Origin of the sequence: Candidatus Tisiphia endosymbiont of Parasteatoda lunata (assembly GCF_964030955.1) — a bacterium.
Lineage (GTDB): Bacteria > Pseudomonadota > Alphaproteobacteria > Rickettsiales > Rickettsiaceae > Tisiphia.
The window spans coordinates 395733-412853 of the sequence record NZ_OZ035003.1 but is presented as its reverse complement, the minus strand read 5'-3'; the positions used below and the strand labels follow the sequence as shown (position 1 = coordinate 412853).

Sequence of the window (17121 nt, the reverse complement as noted above, 5' to 3'; positions counted from 1 at the left end):
GGATTGGAATTTGTTAAACTTCTATTACCTATAATGTCATTTCATCAATTATTTGGAGTAGTTTTTTAACTACAAACTTTACTCTCGGTATAATCATCACCTGAACTAAGTAATGCAAATACCACCCTTGCTAGCTTATTAGCTACCGCGACAACTGTTTTATTGTCCCACTTTGGGAGAAAAACCCCGCACTTGCAGTGCGTCGTTTCAACATAAATTTTAAATATCTTATCAAGAAAAGATAAGATATTTTTTAACAAAATCTTACACTTCACAGATATATTCTTTTTGTGTTGTGACACTTTCTAAATGAGCCATACACAAATAGTTTCTAACTTTTAAGTTAGTACATACATGAGGCATTCATGCCGTAATATTAAGCTCTGCACTTGCAGTGCAGAGTGGTTAACTGTCCCACTTTGGGAGAAAAACCCCGCACTTGCAGTGCGTCGTTTCAACATAAATTTTAAATATCTTATCAAGAAAAGATAGGATATTTTTTAACAAAATCTTACACTTCACAGATATATTTTTTTGTGTTGTGACACTTTCTAAATGAGCCATACACAAATAGTTTCTAACTTTTAAGTTAGTACATACATGAGGCATTCATGCCGTAATATTAAGCTCTGCACTTGCAGTGCAGAGTGGTTAACTGGTTTTGACATAAGGCTTAACAAACTGTGGTGCCATTAGTTTTACATTATGACCTAATTTTATTAATTCTCTTGCCCAATAGCTAGCTCCACCGCAAGCTTCCATGCCTACTAGACATTTTGGTACGTTAGCCATAAAAGTTAAAACCTGTTCTCTCATTAATTTCTTCTTTAATATTGTCTTGCCATTTTTATCTACACCGTGAATTTGAAAAATTCTTTTTGCAATATCTATACCAATTGTGGTAACTTCCATATGGACCTCCTTATTGTTGTTTAGGATTCATTTCCTATCCTAGAAGATTAGCATACGCTTCTCATTCTGTATATAGGGTAGGTCCATACCATTATTTTTATTATTTCTTTATCACCAATGTTACAGGAAGCTAGATTGAGCTCAGTAAGCTCAGATATTTCCTTAACCATTTCAAGAGTTAAGGGATTGTTTTCAAGATTAAGAAGAATAATAGGACTCTTCTTTATTGCATCCATTAGTAACCGGAAATTATCTATGCCCATCTTATCAATACCCCACAGAGTTGCCTTAAATCCCTTAACACCTGGGGTAGCTATAAATTCAGCTAACCGTCCTATATCAAATATCTTTTCAAAACATCTGATCCCCCCTTTCCCACTAGAGAATTTGTTACCCTCTTTATTTAAATCTAGCACTCCATTGTCTAAATATGGAGAAAATCTGTTATCATAATCATTACCTCTATTAAATTGTTACTACACTAAAATGATACTATTCAATTATATCACTCATCTTACGCATGGCATTTAAAACCCATAGAGAAAGCAGCTTGGAGTCATTGCGAGAAGCTACTTTAGTGGCGACGAAGCAATCTAATGAATTTGGATTGCCACAACCACTACGTGATTTCGCAATGACGTTGTGCATAAGGTGGTCAGTTAGAAAGGTATTTCATCATCTAGATCACTATGGTCAAAATTAGTAACCATATTTTTTGGTGCAACAGAATCTGGTGCTTGAGTACCACCCCCTTTAGAATCCAACAATATAAATTGTGAGTTAAAATTCTGCAACACTATTTCTGTTGTATATTTTTCATGCCCAAGGTTATCCACCCATTTTCTAGTTTGTAAATTACCTTCCAAGTAAACTTTAGTTCCTTTTTTGGCATAATTCTTTACAACAGATACCAACCCCTCATTAAATATTACTACTCTATGCCATTCAGTCTTTTCTTTCTTTTCTCCAGTAGCACGATCTTTCCACGTCTCAGAAGTAGCGATACTGAAATTTGCTATCTCTTTACCATCAGCCGTGTGCCTAATTTCTGGATCACGCCCTAAATTACCTATTAATACTGCCTTATTTAAACTACCAGCCACAGATCATTACCTATTTAAAAATTACTATTGCAATAGTAATTCAAAACAACCTATAATGCTACAAGTTTTTTGATAAGTTCCTTAAAAATTTATAACAAATTATGATACAAGAATATATTAAAGTTCGTGGTGCTAAGGAGCATAATTTAAAAAATGTAAATGTTGATATTCCTAGAAATAAGTTTGTTGTCATTACAGGGCTTAGTGGTTCTGGAAAATCTTCACTAGCTTTTGATACTATTTATGCTGAAGGACAACGCAGATATGTTGAAAGTCTATCTTCCTATGCTAGGCAGTTCTTGCATCTTCAGGATAAGCCTGATGTTGAGTCAGTCTCTGGGTTGTCGCCGGCAATAGCTATTGATCAAAAAACCACATCTAAAAATCCACGCTCTACAGTTGGTACTATAACTGAGATTTATGATTATTTGAGATTACTATATGCACGGGTAGGAGTGCCATATTCTCCAGCAACGGGTTTACCAATAAAGAATCAGACTATATCGGAGATGATAGATGCTATTCGTGACCTTCCTAAGGGAAGTAAATTATACATTTTAGCACCCATTATAAGAGGGCAGAAAGGTGAATTCAGACGTGAAATCCTTGATCTTAAAAAACAGGGTTTTGGGCGATTATTTATTAACAATGAAATTTATGAGATCGATAATCTTCCAAAATTTGATAAGAATAAAAAACATAATATTGAAGTAATTGTTGATAGGATTTCTCTAGAAGATGATTTAGGTAACAGGCTTGCAGATAGTTTAGAAATAGCTCTTAAACTAGCAGAGGGTATAGTATATATTGAAATTGTTGACTTGCCAAATGGATTAGAAACCAACCTTACTAAAGGTTCAAAAATCATTTTCTCAGAAAAATATTCTTGTCCAGTTTCTGGTTTTCAAATTACTGAAATAGAACCAAGAATTTTTTCCTTTAATAGCCCATTTGGTGCTTGTCCTAAATGTGAGGGTATCGGCATAGAATTGTGTCTTGATCAAGAATTAATTGTTCCAGATAAAAGAATTAGTATTAAAGATGGAGCTATAGCACCTTGGGGGAAAATATCCTCAAAGTTTTTTTTAGAAACATTAAAAGCTTTAGCGAGTCATTACGAATTTTCATTAGACACTCCTTTTGTAGAACTACCAAATATTGTACAGCAAGTATTATTCCATGGATCAGGTGATGATGTTATAAAATTTCAATATCATGATGGTTCTAAATCTCAGGTGGTACAGCAACCTTTTGCTGGAATAATACCTAGTTTACAAGAAAAGGAGCGTAAGGCTGATTCTTCCTTAGTAAAAGAAGAATTATTAAAATACAAAGCAGAGTACAAATGCACATCTTGTGAAGGTTATAGACTAAAAATGGAATCTCTTTGTATTAAAATCGCTGATATGCATATTGGACAAGTATCTACCATGAGTATTTTGCAACTACAGAAATGGTTTAATCAATTAGACAAACAGCTCAATAAAAGACAAATGACTATTGCTGAACGTATATTAAAGGAAATCAAGGAAAGATTACAATTTCTTATGAATGTTGGTCTTGATTATCTTGCCTTGTCTAGAGAATCAGGAACTCTGTCTGGTGGAGAAAGTCAGCGTATTCGCTTGGCATCACAAATTGGTTCAGGTCTTAGTGGTGTGTTGTATGTACTTGATGAACCCTCAATTGGTTTGCATCAACGTGATAATGCTAGATTAATAGAGACTCTAAAGAATCTTCGAGACCTTGGTAATACAGTACTGGTTGTTGAACACGATGAAGAAACAATGTACGAATCGGATCACATCATAGATGTCGGACCAGGTGCTGGTATTCAGGGTGGACATATAATAGCACAAGGAACAATTGAGGAAATTAAACAATGTCCCAATAGTATAACGGGTAGCTATTTAAGCGGTAAACAATCTATTGAAGTACCAACAAATACTAGAGTATCACCTGCGGGTAAGGTAATAGCATTAACGGGGGCTATTTCTAATAATTTACAGGATGTTAACATTACAATTCCTCTGAGCAGTTTTACAGCAATAACAGGGGTATCAGGTAGCGGTAAATCAAGTTTAATAATTCACACTTTATATAAAGCAGCTTTAAAATTTTTCGAACCCTCTTCAAAAAACTCTCCAGGAGAATATAAGTCAATTAAAGGTCTTGAATATATTGATAAGGTTATTGATATAAACCAATCACCAATAGGTCGCACACCAAGATCAAATCCAGCAACTTATACTGGTGCGTTTACCTATATTAGAGACTGGTTTGCTGAACTACCAACTGCAAAAGCACGGGGTTATAAAGTTGGTAGGTTTTCATTCAATGTTAAAGGTGGAAGATGTGAATTATGCCAAGGTGATGGTCTGATTAAAATAGAAATGCATTTTTTACCTGATATTTATGTAAAATGTGATGTTTGTAATGGAGACAGGTATAATAGAGAGACTCTTGAAATAAAATATAAAGATAAATCTATATCTGACGTCCTTAGGATGACAGTTGAGGATGCAATGAGTTTCTTTGCTAAAGTACCCCTAATTTACGAAAAACTTGTTACTTTAAATGAGGTAGGACTTGGTTATATAAAAATTGGACAATCTGCTACTACTTTATCTGGAGGTGAAGCACAAAGGATCAAATTAGCTAAAGAATTATCAAAACGCTCAACCGGTAAAACTTTATATATACTTGATGAACCAACAACAGGGTTGCACATAGATGATATTAATAAATTGCTTAAAGTGCTGCATAAGTTAGTTGATATGGGTAATACTGTTATAGTTATTGAGCATAATCTAGATGTTATTAAAACAGCGGATTACGTTATAGATGTTGGTCCTGAAGGTGGAGATAAAGGTGGTAGTATAGTAGCTACTGGGACTCCAAAGGATATCGCTGCTTGTAGTGAGAGCTATACTGGACAATATTTAAAGCATTATCTGTAGGATAAGCAGAGTACATTACTGCACTCCACTCTCCGAGGAACCCAGCGTACGACTTTAATCGTACTGGGCTCGAGCATTTATAAGGCCTTGATAGACCCGGCTACAATTCGTAACAGATGGTAAAGCTCTTTTATATTCTTCGCGTTTTCGAAAATATTCAAAATAGCAAGTCTGTCCGGCAAAACTCTATAAGTCTTATAGATAATAGGGTTTAATGGCAGAAAATAATAAAGAAATCCATAAGAAAATGTTAAAATATGCTAATAAACCTTATGGATTTCAGTCAATATGCCAATAGAAAATATTATCAAATCACAAAAACAAGGAAAACTTTTTGGTTATAAATTAAAAGAAGAATTAAACTCAAATAATAAGCTATATAAATTAAGAGAATTAATAAATTGGTCTGGTCTAGAAGAATGGTTATCAAAAAATGTTTCTATTAAGAGATTTGGTAGAAATAGAAAATGTCATAGAGTGATGCTTGGTGTAACGATGCTACAAGCAATGTATAATTTTTCAGATTCATTAGCAGAGGAAGAACTAAAAGAAAACATGTATTGGCAATATTTCTGTGGGTGGGAATATATAGAAACAGATATAGCGATGTCGGAAACTAGCATAAGAAGATTTCGTAATTTATTAGGTGAATCTGGATATAACGAGATATTAGCAGAGTTGATAAGAGTTGGAATAAGAACTAACACAATTAAAAAAAAAGATTTGGAATTGATAATTGCTGATACAACGGTACAAATTAAGAATATCAAGCACCCACATGATGTTTATTTAATGGATAAAGCTAGGCTTAGTATTGTGAAGCTTTGCCAAAGTTTGGGTATAAGTTTAAACGAAACCTACGCTAGAACCTATAAGCGAGATATAATAAAGCTCTGGAAGTATAAAGAGCATAGCAAAGCCCAGAAGCGTTGGAAAATAATGAAGCATTTAAAAACGTTACTTGGTCGTTTGGTTAGAATATGTGAGCGTGAGATAAAAAATCAGAAATTAAACTTATCTATCAGAGATCAAGAAGTATTGAAAAAAGTAAAACAAATACATAGCCAATCTGTTTTAAAAAGAGAAGAGAAAAAGCAATACAAAGAACAGAATAAAATATTGTATAGTTTTCATGCCCCTGAGGTAGAGTGTATAGGGAAGGGAAAACGAAACAAGCCATATGAGTTTGGCAATAAAGTTGCGGTAGTAGTCAGTGGTCGTAGAAATTTTGTACTGTCAGCAAAATCGTTTCATAATAATCCTTATGATGGTCATACATTGCAGCAGAGTTTTGAAGCGGTAGAAAATGTAACTGGAATAAAGATAAAAAAAATCGTTTGTTGATCTTGGTTATACTGGCAGCAATGTTAAAGAGAAGAGTAAGGTATATACCCCAAAAACTCGGAAAAAGTTATTGAAAGAAGACAAGTGTATGATCAGGAGACGCAGTGCTATAGAACCAATAATAGGGCATTTGAAACAATATGGCAGGATGGGCAGAAACTTTTTGAAGGGTGTGATAGGAGATGTGATCAATCCAATAATCTCTGCTATAGGTTTGAATTTACGATGTATTGCCAATCATTTACACATCATGCCTAACTCTACATAAAAAAATTATCATTAAAAAACTTGCTAAACGATTAAAAAAAATCGTTAACAATAAGCTCATGTAAAAATTTTACTAAAACAGAAATTTTTCAATAAAATTGAAAACAATTTTTAATTTTAGTGCAAATATTAGAATTTTTTTTGTAAAAATTTTATTCAATCATAGATTATGGGGGGCTTTAAATATTTTTGGCGGACGGACTAGCTAGGATCATAAGATTGAGCATCCGCAAGTATCTTAGTATGACGTCTAATTTTGGTATCACCGGCTAATTTTAAGTTTAGGTAAGAAGTAGTAATATTTTTCTTATCATTATTCTTAATTTTAGCGTGAAAATGCCACCTTCTTGAGGAATCCATACGTTGGAAGTATTTTCGATAAATCCAATGGAATCCTTTATTGTAGTGTCTTTTTCGTGTCCATCTATAGAGTATCTTATAAATTCGATTATCAATATAAGAAAAGATGTTTGAAGCAGCTGAGTGTCTATAGTAGTTACTCCAACCAATCATCTTTGGGTTTAACAGTCGGATCAAGTCCTCTGTTGTTGATCCAAAGTTAGTTCTGATTGTAGCTTTGATATCAGCGAGAAAAGACTTTACAGAAGCCTTTGTAGGCTTCGTAAGAAATTTTAACTTCTTACCGTATTTACGAATATGAAAACCAAGAAAATCAAATCCTTGACTTATATTAGTAATACGAGACTTTTCGAGTGATAATTGTAGCCCACGTTCAGCCAAGAAGTTTTTCACTAGTGGTATGACTTCATTTTCCAATATTTCCTTTGACTCGCCAGTAATAACAAAATCATCAGCGTAGATAATCGCATGGATTTTTCCACGATTCCTTTTGAAATGTTTGGCAAGTCTCTCTTCTAACCTCGATAGGGCTATCAGTGCAAGGCTTGGTGAAATTATCCCACCTTGAGGTACTCCTTGAATTGTTGCTACTAAACTAGCCTTTTCTATATAACCAGCTCGTAAAAATTTCTTAAGGATGACTTTATCCATAAGAACATTATTTTCTAGCCAGTTAAAACTCACTTGATCAAAGAAGGATTTAATATCACCCTCAAATATCCACGAGGCTGAGTTTTTCCTGCACAAGCAATTACAGCATTGTTCAATTGCATCCGCCGCAGATCGCTTTGGTCTAAAACCATAACTGTTTTTATCAGCTATAGTTTCTGCAACTGGTTCTAAACTCAGTAAATGGAGAGCCTGCATGGCTCGATCATTCATAGTAGGAATAGAAAGAGGCCTTTGACCGTTCTTCTTAGAGATATAAATTCTTCGAAGTGGTTGAGTTTTATATCCTAATCGTTTTATTGTCCCACTTTGGGAGAAAAACCCCGCACTTGCAGTGCGTCGTTTCAACATAAATTTTAAATATCTTATCAAGAAAAGATAAGAATGAATCATACAGATATTTTTTAACAAAATCTTACACTTCACAGATATATTCTTTTTGTGTTGTGACACTTTCTAAATGAGCCATACACAAATAGTTTCTAACTTTTAAGTTAGTACATACATTAGGCATTCATGCCGTAATATTAAGCTCTGCACTTGCAGTGCAGAGTGGTTAACTGTCCCACTTTGGGAGAAAAACCCCGCACTTGCAGTGCGTCGTTTCAACATAAATTTTAAATATCTTATCAAGAAAAGATAAGAATGAATCATACAGATATTTTTTAACAAAATCTTACACTTCACAGATATATTCTTTTTGTGTTGTGACACTTTCTAAATGAGCCATATACAAATAGTTTCTAACTTTTAAGTTAGTACATACATTAGGCATTCATGCCGTAATATTAAGCTCTGCACTTGCAGTGCAGAGTGGTTAACTGACAAGATTGCTTGCATCATTTGTCGTTTAGTACGCCAAATGATGCCGTCAGTACCAGGGCATTTACTCCCCTTGTTTTGTGTCACCCGTTTTACCGCGAGACACTTGCTATAAAACGAGTGAGTGAGTAGCCTTTGCAAAGCACGAACTTTACCAAAACGTTTCTCTCTCATAGCCTTTGCAATACGCATTTGTAGCCGTTTCACTTGAGAATCAGCTTTGTTCCATAGTATGGAATCCCACTTTGTTTCTTTAGCTGTAGGTGCACCAGTCAATGATGTGTTCACTGCTGTCATTTGCATTCCTCCATTAAAACAGTTCTATAAATTATCTTGCAATTAAACACCAGTTGGACGTTAGCTCACTTTCGTGCCAGATTATATTTCAATCTGTATCTAGATCATTACAACCTAGCATTCGCTTTTTCCAACCTCCTATTCCTGCATAACTATAGTATACTTCACAGTATACCTTCCTGCATTTAATCTCAGGAGCTATACAGGGTTTCCACGTTTCGCTCAAAGAGTAATACTGACTTAGCTGCTTACTATAGACCGGAAAGCATACATAATCGCGAAGGAGCAAAGTCCTATCCTCCTTACTTACTTTCATCAATGGTTTCAGTCACTTACCATTGTCTAACGTTACGATCTATAAATAAGTTCAGATATCTTCAGCATATCAGTTACCTAGTGCTTATCCGGCTTATGTGACTACCAGAAAGACGATCTTCTCACGATTTTCATCCCGTACTTATTACATACTTTGCTGCATTGTCCTACCCGCTCTTTATTCAGGGCAGTAGGTTCATCTAGCGATATAGATGGTTACCTCCTATTTACAGGGATAACAACTCTTTTAAGCGACTTCGTGTCGCACAGACCAGTGTTAAGGTAGCTACGATGAGCCGCCACTTTCATTAGCTAAGATTATTAGTGATAATAGATTAAAATGCATTCGTGCCAGCCGCTTCAAGAATGCATTTTTTTGATATTCTAGTCAGTTTTAACGCATTCGTGAAATGCACTAAAATCGAAAAATGGTGGGCCCGGCAGGACTTGAACCTGCGACAACACCGTTATGAGCGGTGGGTTCTAACCAACTGAACTACAGGCCCTTTTATAAGGGACGTTAAGGTTTATATAATTATTAGCTTTCTAAGTCTAGTAAAATTTTTATAACACTTGAAAAAGTTTTAATTAATTTAGGACTTTTTGACCCAATTTTTCTGATTATTTATTTTGTTTGCATAGCTATAACAATATATTGCTTTAAAAAACATGATCCCCAGCACCCAACTTGATATTATTAATTCCATTATTTTATATTTTGGGGCTAGTTCTAGATTTACAGCTCTCATATATCCAAAAAAATATTTTATAGTCACCTTTTTGGTTAAAACCCCCAGCTTCAGCTGGGAAAGACTTCAGTCCTTGTTCTAATATTTCAACTCACTATAACTTGAATATATGATATTTTAATATACATAAGAGCAAGCTCTTATGTATATTAAAATATCATATATGACAGATTATAACAAGACTAGCCACACTGTATTTTACCATCGCTTTCATGTTGTTTGGATCACTAAATATCGCTACAAAAGTATTGCAGGGTAACTTATAAGAATTAGGATCAGAGAGACAGCACAGGCATTAGTAATATCTCTTTAGAGTAATAGCGACTTCCAGTCTAGATATCAACCCACCAGCTTCAGCTGGTTGTTATTGAGTGAAAAAATGATAAGTATCAATATAAGAGGTTGCCATGAACCTGGAATAATTATTAAATTATTATTAACCTGTATAAGAAGTTTGTCACAAAATCGCCAATTAATAATAATTGAGATAATTAGCAATATACAAAATAATATTAAGTCTTGTACATTATTAGAAAATCCTTTTATATAAAGTAACAAGAAAATAACAGGAGCAATAAATAATCTTGATGGCAATATAACTGTTTGCTTAGTTGCTCTAATCCCTCTAAAAATTAAGTTAAAAAATATAAGATTTGCATTGTATATAACCTAAACTTCTGAAAGTTTTCTTGCTTCATCAGCTGATATCAAAGCTTCAATAAAGTCATCTAATTGCCCGTTTTTTACAATATCTTCTATTTTATAAAGAGTTAAGTTAATTCTATGGTCAGAAACTCGACCTTGTGGAAAGTTATAGGTGCGAATTCTTTCTGACCTATCACCAGAACCAACTTGACCTTTACGCACTTCGGCTCTTTCCATATCTTTTTTATATCGCTCTGCTTCATAAACTCTAGAACGAAGAATTTTCATAGCCTTAGCTTTATTTTTATGCTGTGATTTTTCATCTTGTAAGGCAACAACAATACCAGTTGGTAAATGGGTAATCCTTACGGCTGATTCGGTGGTATTGACATGTTGTCCGCCAGCACCCGATGCCCGATATGTATCAATTCGTAAATCTTTGTCATCGATCTTAATGTCTACATCTTCTGCTTCAGGTAAGACAGCAACGGTAGCCGCAGAAGTATGTATCCTCCCACTTGACTCAGTCTCAGGAACTCTTTGCACTCGGTGTACACCTGATTCGAATTTAAGTTTGGAAAACACATCTCGTCCTTGAATTAGTGCTGACGCTTCTTTATATCCACCAATACCAGTATCTGAGATTGATAATATTTCAAAACGCCAGCTTTTTAATTCGGCGTATCTGTGATACATATTAAATAAAGTTGCAGCAAATAACGCTGCTTCTTCTCCACCACTACCAGCTCTTACCTCAATAATAGCATTTTTTGTATCAGCTTCATCTTTTGGCAACAAAGAGAGTTTTACTGCCCTTTCTAATTTAGGCATCAGTATCTCTAAACGATGCACCTCATCATATATCATCGTCTGTGTATCATTGTCCAAATTTGCTTCTTGAGCCATCTCTTTGATGTCATGCAATTCAGATACAGATTTATTATATTCATTAATTGTTTGAACAATAGGCTCTAGCTCGGCATATTCCTTCGATGCTTTTATAAACTCATCTCCGACTATACCAGTGGCCAACTTTTTCGATAATTCTTCATGTTTATTCAAGATTTTTGCTAGATTATCGGAAAAACTCATAATTTATTCTATGATTTAAGTTTTAAGTTATGGTGAGGGTAGGGTGTCAATCAAACGTTATATGAGCATTAACGCAGGACTCTCCATAAATTTTTTAAATGAAGCTAAAAATTTAGCTCCAACAGCACCATCAACAACTCTGTGATCAGAAGAAAGAGTAACATCCATGATAGTAGCGACTTTTATCTGATTATTTTCAACTATTGCACGTTTTGAGCTTGCTCCTATTGCTAGGATACAGCTTTGTGGCGGATTTATTATAGCACTGAAGTTCTTAATACCGTACATACCTAAGTTAGAGACAGAAAAACTTCCACCCTGAAATTCTTCAGGAGTTAGTTTATTATCTCGAGCCTTTTTTATAAGAGTTTGTAATTCTTGCGATAATGTAATTATATCTTTTTGATCGGCATTTCTGACTATAGGCGTTATAAGACCATTATCAATTGCCACAGCAACCGATACATCAACATTATTATAATACCGAATAGCAGACTCATCCCAGCTAACATTTGCTTCTGGGACGGCTTTTAAAGCTTTTGCTACTGCTAAAATAACAAAATCATTAACCGTAATTTTAATTTTACTCTCTTCTATAAGCGATTTATTTATATCTTCTCTAATGTCCAATAACTTATCCATGTTACATTCTATTGAAAGATAGAAATGTGGGATGGTTTGTTTAGATTCAAGCAAACGTTTAGCAATAATTTTACGGATATTATTATTGGGGACTGATCTGTACTCCTCGTGATTTCTGTTCACCGCCCTAATCTTACCACTATTTGTGGGTAGCACTAAGTAGGATAATACATCTTTTTTAATTATTCTGCCATGTGGTCCACTACCTTGAATATTTGACAGATCGATATTATCAATAGCAGCTAGTCTTTTAGCCAAAGGCGAAGCATATATCCTGCCTAAAGCTTTCACATTCATTGTTTGCGGTTGCTGATCGTACTTAACCGGCTTAGTTTCTTCTATAGATATTACTGGTCCTGTAGATGGTTTAGCAGAATTATCACTACTTGCTATAAAACTATCCAATAAGTTTGCATCTTCACCATCTTCAAGTAATACAGCGATAAGCGAACCCACCGGCACATTGTCTGTTTGCGGCACAATTATTTTAGCAAAAATTCCCTCTTCTACAGCTTCCACTTCCATAGTAGCTTTATCTGTTTCTATTTCTGCTACAACATCTCCTGGAACAACTTTATCCCCTTCTTTTTTAAGCCATTTTGCAATATTTCCTTCAGTCATAGTTGGAGATAAAGCAGGCATTAGAATTTTAATTGGCATAAATAGTTCTAATTAGTTGGTATTTTACTTGGATCAGGGCTGACTAACATAATTATCTGTTTACCTTCCATTTTAGGAGCGGAATCAATCTTAGCTAAGCCCTCTAGTTCTAACGATATGCGGTCAAATAACTTCATACCAATATCGTTATGGATAATCTCTCTGCCTTTAAACCATAGAGAAATTTTTACTTTGTCACCTTCCTTCAAAAAATCTTTGATCTTACGAAGTTTCACATTAAAATCACCTTGACTAATGTTTGGCTTAAACTTCATTTCTTTAAGGACAATAACCCTTTGTTTTTTCCTACTGTCTTGGACACGCTTTTTACTCTCATATTTAAATTTACCAAAATCCAAAATCTTACAAACAGGTGGTTCGGCATTTGGTGAAATTTCTACCAAATCTAAACCAGCTTTTTCAGCTTGTTCTAGAGCATTCTTGATGCTAACGATGCCAAGCATCTCACCATTCTCATCGACTAAACGAACTTGACTAGCCCTAATTTCCCTATTAGCCTTAGGAAAATTACTATTCTTAATTCCAGAAATGATATTTTCTCCATAAAAATTGTTATTAGTTATTGTTGTGTTTTTGTGTACTTTTTACACGTACGACACAGTTGCTTCCATTATACCCCTGGGATAAGAATTGACAAATTCTTATCCCAAATTCGCGTATTTATGTTAAATAGCGAATATTCTGATCTTTTACAAGCTTTACTAGATTTTGTAGAGAAATAATTTCCTGCTGCTCTGATCCTAGTTGTCTTATAGTCACAGTATTATTTAGCATTTCTTGTTTACCAACAACGGCTATTATAGGTACTTTATTATTAGAAAAATAGCGTATTTTATAATTAATCTTTTCAGGCGAAATATCGACATCTGACCGTATTCCTTCACTAATCAACAATTTGTGTACTTCCAATGCATAGTCATTTAAGTCACTTGTAATGGTGGCAATAGCTACTTGTACAGGGGCTAACCATAAAGGAAAGCGTCCAGCATATTCTTCAATTAATATGCCTATAAACCGTTCAAAAGAACCAATTACAACTCTATGCAACATTACTGGTCTCTTTTTCTCACCGCTTACAGTAATATAATGAGCGTCAAGACGTTCCGGTAAAACAAAATCAACTTGCAGAGTGCCGCACTGCCATTCTCTACCTATTGAATCTTTAAGACAAAAGTCTAGTTTTGGTCCATAAAACGCACCATCACCGGGATTTAATATATAAGAATAACCGGCTTCTTTTACGGCATTTCTTAGAGCATTTTCTGCTTTATCCCAAACTTCATCGCTGCCAGCTCGTATTTTAGGACGATCTGAGAATTTAATTTTAATATCAGAAAAACCAAAATCCTTATAAACCTCGGTTAAGAGGCTAAAAAACTTTACTGTCTCACTGTTAATTTGTTCCTCAGTACAAAAAATATGTGCATCATCTTGTCGAAAAGCCTTTACTCTCATCAGACCATGCAATGCACCAGATGCTTCATTTCTATGACATAAACCAAATTCAGACATACGTAGTGGTAAGTCTCGATAACTTTTGATACCCTGCTTAAAAATCTGCACATGACATGGGCAATTCATTGGTTTCATGGCTAATGTTTTATCATCAGCAAGATTTAGAGCAAACATGTCCTCCCTAAATTTTTCCCAGTGACTAGAAGCTTCCCACAGGCTTTTATCAACAAGCACAGGAGTTTTCACCTCGATATATCCAGTTTTTCTGATTTTATTTCTGATATATTGCTCGATAATGCGATATATACTCCAACCTTTATCATGCCAAAATACCATACCTTGAGCTTCTTCCTGAAAGTGAAACAATCCAAGCTCTCGACCTAATTTTCTATGATCACGCTTTTCTGCCTCTTCAATCATATAAAGGTAGTTGTCTAACTGTTCTTTTGTTGCCCAAGCTGTCCCATAGATTCTTTGTAACATAGGATTTTTACTATCACCACGCCAATACGCTCCAGCCACTTTCATTAGTTTAAAATGTTTGATGAAGCCAGTTGACGGGCTATGCGGACCACGGCAAAGATCAACAAAGTTACCTTGGCGGTATAAGGTAATATCCTCACTTGCTGGAATCTCTGAAATTATCTCGGCTTTATAATGCTCGTCTATTGACTTAAAGAATTCTATGGCTTGATCGCGATTCCATACTTCTCTAGTGATATTTTCGTTTCTTTTGACGATTTCATGCATTTTTGCTTCTATCATCAGCAAATCTTCCGGGGCAAACGGTTTATCTTTAGCAAAATCATAAAAAAAGCCATTTTCGATAGCTGGACCTATGGTCACTTGGACATTTGGAAATAATTCTTTAACTGCTTCTGCCGTTATATGAGCAGCATCATGGCGTATTACCTCTAAACATTCAGAATCTTTATAGGTTAGAATCCTCAAATTACAATCAGATTCTATAGGTAAACTTAAGTCCTTTAGCTCGTTATTTACTTCAACAACCAAAGCATTCTTTGCTAGAGAAGTAGAAATTTGACTAGCTATCTCCAATCCCGTAATATTTTTTTCAAATTGTTTTTGCGTTCTATCTGGAAAAGTAATAGTAATCATTTTATTTTATCTAATATTGTATCTAATTTTTAGTACCTTGCATATTAGCTTGTTAATAGTTTATATTCAACTTAATTTTTAGGTTGTGAAGGTTTCTATATTAATGATCGATTTCGTCTTGCCTATTTTTTTGTTTAAAGAATTGATAGTTTTTTTGTGGTCGTATTTCGGCAACTTTGGTGTAAGAGCAATAGAAAACTAATAGAAAAGTAACAGAAAAGTTTTTGTGCAGAGTTACACAGCATTTAAATCTAAAAATCTAAAATCAAACGTTAAAAACAACTATCAATTAGCAACAAGTTGAAGCTGATGGGCTGAACACATCAATCTATTCTGCAGTCTAGTTCTCTGAATACTCCTGTTTCTTTCCATAAACTCTTATTTCCTATAACATAGATAACTTCTTTAGCCCTAGTAACTGCCACATTTAAGATATTAGGAGATTTACCTGCCCATATCCGAGTTTTATTTTGGTTTGGTGCTTGAGCCCCTAATACTAGCATTATACCAATTGCAATAATTAACACGGTGTATTTATCCAGTCTCTATACATAATTGATTTTACTAAATCTACATTATGAGCAAGTTGATTCCAAGCGTAACAAGCCATAGTGACGATATCTTCATATACACCATAACATTGGTTAGACAAGTAATGATTCTTGATCCATTCCCAAACTTGTTCCATTGCATTAAGTTCCGGTGCATAGGGCGGAAGCGGTATCAAAGTGATATTGCTTGGCACAGTTAGTTTTTTGGCTGTGTGCCAACCTGCATTATCCGTTAGTAAAGCTATATGTCGGTTGCCTTGAATACTGCGAGAAAGGTCTTCTAAGAATTTATTCATTGCCTGTGTGTTTGCATATGGTAAAATTAATGCAAAAGCTTCTCCTGTATCATGGCAAGCAGCTCCATAAATATATGTTGAAATGAATTGCTGTTGCCGAACTTTACGGGGTCTAGTGCCACGCTTAGCCCATATACGAGTTAAGCTACCTTGTTGCCCAACTCGAGTTTCATCTTGAGACCATATATCAACTTTACATCTATCGATATTTTTTGGTAATAATTCTGTTAACATATCTGGAAAGTTTTTTTATATGTATTTTGAGTCTCTTGATTTGACTTTGGATGCATTGAACGAGAAGTAATCCAGCTAAAACCAAGGCGGTGCATAGTATTGTAGACTGTTTTTAAAGCACATTTAGCACCATATTCCTCAAGTAACATGATATGTAACTCCTTTCCAGTTATATACCCACCAGTTTTACTTTCACTGAGCGTATTGATTTTATCAAAAAGAGCAGACTCTTGTATAGTGTTAATCTTCCTAGGGGCACCGCTTCTTTGTGATTCAAATAATCCTTCAAAACCATGATTCCTAAATCTTCTGAGCCATGATTGCACAGTTTTCCAGTGTGACTTCACTATTTCAGATATGGCTTTAAAAGATTTGCCTAATTGAAGGTGATACATCGCCAATAAACGTATACGATTTCGACCATGCGGCTCATGTTTCATCATTTTTATAGTCACCTTTTTGGTTAAAACCCCCAGCTTCAGCTGGGAAAGACTTTAGTCCTTGTTCTAATATTTCAATTCACTATAACTTGAACATATGATATTTTAACAAGACTAGCCACACTGTATTTTACCATCGCTTTAATGTTGTTTGAATCACTAAATATC

The 17121-nt window shown here is 34.7% G+C and carries 18 protein-coding genes, 1 tRNA gene and 1 pseudogene; 4 read left to right on the top strand and 16 right to left on the bottom strand.

Translation table 11 applies throughout. From position 1 onward, the window contains the following. Nucleotides 1–65 precede the first annotated feature (65 nt). The 5 genes and pseudogenes from AAHN00_RS02450 to ssb all read right to left on the bottom strand — a co-directional run bounded on the left by AAHN00_RS02450 (nt 66) and on the right by ssb (nt 2015). Nucleotides 66–302 (bottom strand): hypothetical protein, encoded by a 237-nt coding sequence (locus AAHN00_RS02450; RefSeq protein ID WP_342272013.1) that lies wholly within the window; start codon nt 300–302, stop codon nt 66–68. Between the two features lie 103 nt (nt 303–405). Beyond that, nucleotides 406–564, bottom strand: coding sequence for a hypothetical protein (locus AAHN00_RS02445; protein WP_342272012.1), 159 nt, complete (start codon nt 562–564; stop codon nt 406–408). Between the two features lie 90 nt (nt 565–654). Further along, nucleotides 655–912: pseudogene (locus AAHN00_RS02440) on the bottom strand (IS110 family transposase); the annotation flags it as partial. Between the two features lie 47 nt (nt 913–959). Continuing rightward, nucleotides 960–1328: a hypothetical protein gene (locus tag AAHN00_RS02435; protein ID WP_342272011.1), complete on the bottom strand. Its 369-nt coding sequence runs from the start codon at nt 1326–1328 to the stop codon at nt 960–962. Nucleotides 1329–1571: 243 nt separating this feature from the next. After that, nucleotides 1572–2015: a single-stranded DNA-binding protein gene (ssb, locus tag AAHN00_RS02430; RefSeq protein ID WP_342272010.1), complete on the bottom strand. Its 444-nt coding sequence runs from the start codon at nt 2013–2015 to the stop codon at nt 1572–1574. Between the two features lie 101 nt (nt 2016–2116). Here ssb and uvrA point away from each other — a divergent pair, with 101 nt between their 5' ends. The 3 genes from uvrA to AAHN00_RS02415 all read left to right on the top strand — a co-directional run bounded on the left by uvrA (nt 2117) and on the right by AAHN00_RS02415 (nt 6587). Next, on the top strand, nt 2117–4975 hold the full coding sequence (uvrA, locus tag AAHN00_RS02425; protein WP_342272009.1) for an excinuclease ABC subunit UvrA: 2859 nt from the start codon (nt 2117–2119) through the stop codon (nt 4973–4975). Nucleotides 4976–5263: 288 nt separating this feature from the next. Further along, nucleotides 5264–6319 carry an IS5 family transposase gene (locus AAHN00_RS02420; RefSeq protein ID WP_342272008.1) on the top strand — a complete coding sequence of 352 codons (1056 nt, stop codon included), beginning with the start codon at nt 5264–5266 and terminating at the stop codon, nt 6317–6319. 70 nt (nt 6320–6389) lie between these two features. Beyond that, complete coding sequence (locus AAHN00_RS02415; RefSeq protein WP_342271377.1) at nt 6390–6587, top strand: hypothetical protein; 198 nt, start codon at nt 6390–6392, stop codon at nt 6585–6587. 200 nt (nt 6588–6787) lie between these two features. Here AAHN00_RS02415 and ltrA read toward each other — a convergent pair whose 3' ends face one another. The 4 genes from ltrA to AAHN00_RS02395 form a co-directional block, all read right to left on the bottom strand. Next, entirely contained in the window at nt 6788–8068 is a 1281-nt protein-coding gene (ltrA, locus tag AAHN00_RS02410) for a group II intron reverse transcriptase/maturase (RefSeq protein ID WP_342272007.1), read from the bottom strand. 36 nt (nt 8069–8104) lie between these two features. Beyond that, the gene (locus AAHN00_RS02405; protein ID WP_342272006.1) at nt 8105–8329 is read right to left on the bottom strand and encodes a hypothetical protein; all 225 of its coding nucleotides are present in this window, start codon (nt 8327–8329) and stop codon (nt 8105–8107) included. A 36-nt stretch (nt 8330–8365) separates the two neighbouring features. After that, nucleotides 8366–8734, bottom strand: a complete 369-nt coding sequence (locus AAHN00_RS02400; RefSeq protein ID WP_342272005.1) for a reverse transcriptase N-terminal domain-containing protein — start codon at nt 8732–8734, stop codon at nt 8366–8368. Between the two features lie 744 nt (nt 8735–9478). Next, nucleotides 9479–9555: transfer RNA gene (locus tag AAHN00_RS02395), tRNA-Ile, on the bottom strand. A 622-nt stretch (nt 9556–10177) separates the two neighbouring features. Here AAHN00_RS02395 and AAHN00_RS02390 point away from each other — a divergent pair. After that, nucleotides 10178–10348: a hypothetical protein gene (locus AAHN00_RS02390; RefSeq protein WP_342272004.1), complete on the top strand. Its 171-nt coding sequence runs from the start codon at nt 10178–10180 to the stop codon at nt 10346–10348. 119 nt (nt 10349–10467) lie between these two features. On the opposite strand, the gene prfA is transcribed toward AAHN00_RS02390, so the two are convergent. The 7 genes from prfA to AAHN00_RS02355 form a co-directional block, all read right to left on the bottom strand. Next, complete coding sequence (gene prfA / locus AAHN00_RS02385; protein ID WP_341755580.1) at nt 10468–11535, bottom strand: peptide chain release factor 1; 1068 nt, start codon at nt 11533–11535, stop codon at nt 10468–10470. Between the two features lie 57 nt (nt 11536–11592). Continuing rightward, nucleotides 11593–12837: a pyruvate dehydrogenase complex dihydrolipoamide acetyltransferase gene (locus AAHN00_RS02380; protein WP_342272003.1), complete on the bottom strand. Its 1245-nt coding sequence runs from the start codon at nt 12835–12837 to the stop codon at nt 11593–11595. Nucleotides 12838–12845: 8 nt separating this feature from the next. Beyond that, nucleotides 12846–13379: a translation initiation factor IF-3 gene (gene infC / locus AAHN00_RS02375; protein ID WP_342260410.1), complete on the bottom strand. Its 534-nt coding sequence runs from the start codon at nt 13377–13379 to the stop codon at nt 12846–12848. Between the two features lie 139 nt (nt 13380–13518). Further along, nucleotides 13519–15432, bottom strand: coding sequence for a threonine--tRNA ligase (gene thrS, locus AAHN00_RS02370; protein ID WP_342272002.1), 1914 nt, complete (start codon nt 15430–15432; stop codon nt 13519–13521). 323 nt (nt 15433–15755) lie between these two features. Further along, complete coding sequence (locus AAHN00_RS02365) at nt 15756–15959, bottom strand: hypothetical protein (protein WP_342272001.1); 204 nt, start codon at nt 15957–15959, stop codon at nt 15756–15758. Next, entirely contained in the window at nt 15953–16513 is a 561-nt protein-coding gene (locus AAHN00_RS02360) for an IS630 family transposase (protein WP_342270961.1), read from the bottom strand. The genes AAHN00_RS02365 and AAHN00_RS02360 overlap by 7 nt, the downstream gene beginning before the upstream one ends. After that, the gene (locus AAHN00_RS02355; RefSeq protein WP_342271056.1) at nt 16507–16956 is read right to left on the bottom strand and encodes a helix-turn-helix domain-containing protein; all 450 of its coding nucleotides are present in this window, start codon (nt 16954–16956) and stop codon (nt 16507–16509) included. The genes AAHN00_RS02360 and AAHN00_RS02355 overlap by 7 nt, the downstream gene beginning before the upstream one ends. Nucleotides 16957–17121: the final 165 nt, after the last annotated feature.

Excerpts from the sequence above, each read along its gene's own strand:
- AAHN00_RS02380 (WP_342272003.1), bottom strand. The coding sequence starts at position 12,837 with ATGCCAATTAAAATTCTAATGCCTGCTTTATCTCCAACTATGACTGAA.
- AAHN00_RS02420 (WP_342272008.1), top strand. The coding sequence starts at position 5,264 with ATGCCAATAGAAAATATTATCAAATCACAAAAACAAGGAAAACTTTTT.
- thrS (WP_342272002.1), bottom strand. The coding sequence starts at position 15,432 with ATGATTACTATTACTTTTCCAGATAGAACGCAAAAACAATTTGAAAAA.
- AAHN00_RS02445 (WP_342272012.1), bottom strand. The coding sequence starts at position 564 with ATGGCTCATTTAGAAAGTGTCACAACACAAAAAAATATATCTGTGAAG.
- prfA (WP_341755580.1), bottom strand. The coding sequence starts at position 11,535 with ATGAGTTTTTCCGATAATCTAGCAAAAATCTTGAATAAACATGAAGAA.
- AAHN00_RS02355 (WP_342271056.1), bottom strand. The coding sequence starts at position 16,956 with ATGATGAAACATGAGCCGCATGGTCGAAATCGTATACGTTTATTGGCG.
- AAHN00_RS02390 (WP_342272004.1), top strand. The coding sequence starts at position 10,178 with ATGATAAGTATCAATATAAGAGGTTGCCATGAACCTGGAATAATTATT.
- AAHN00_RS02360 (WP_342270961.1), bottom strand. The coding sequence starts at position 16,513 with ATGTTAACAGAATTATTACCAAAAAATATCGATAGATGTAAAGTTGAT.
- uvrA (WP_342272009.1), top strand. The coding sequence starts at position 2,117 with ATGATACAAGAATATATTAAAGTTCGTGGTGCTAAGGAGCATAATTTA.
- AAHN00_RS02400 (WP_342272005.1), bottom strand. The coding sequence starts at position 8,734 with ATGACAGCAGTGAACACATCATTGACTGGTGCACCTACAGCTAAAGAA.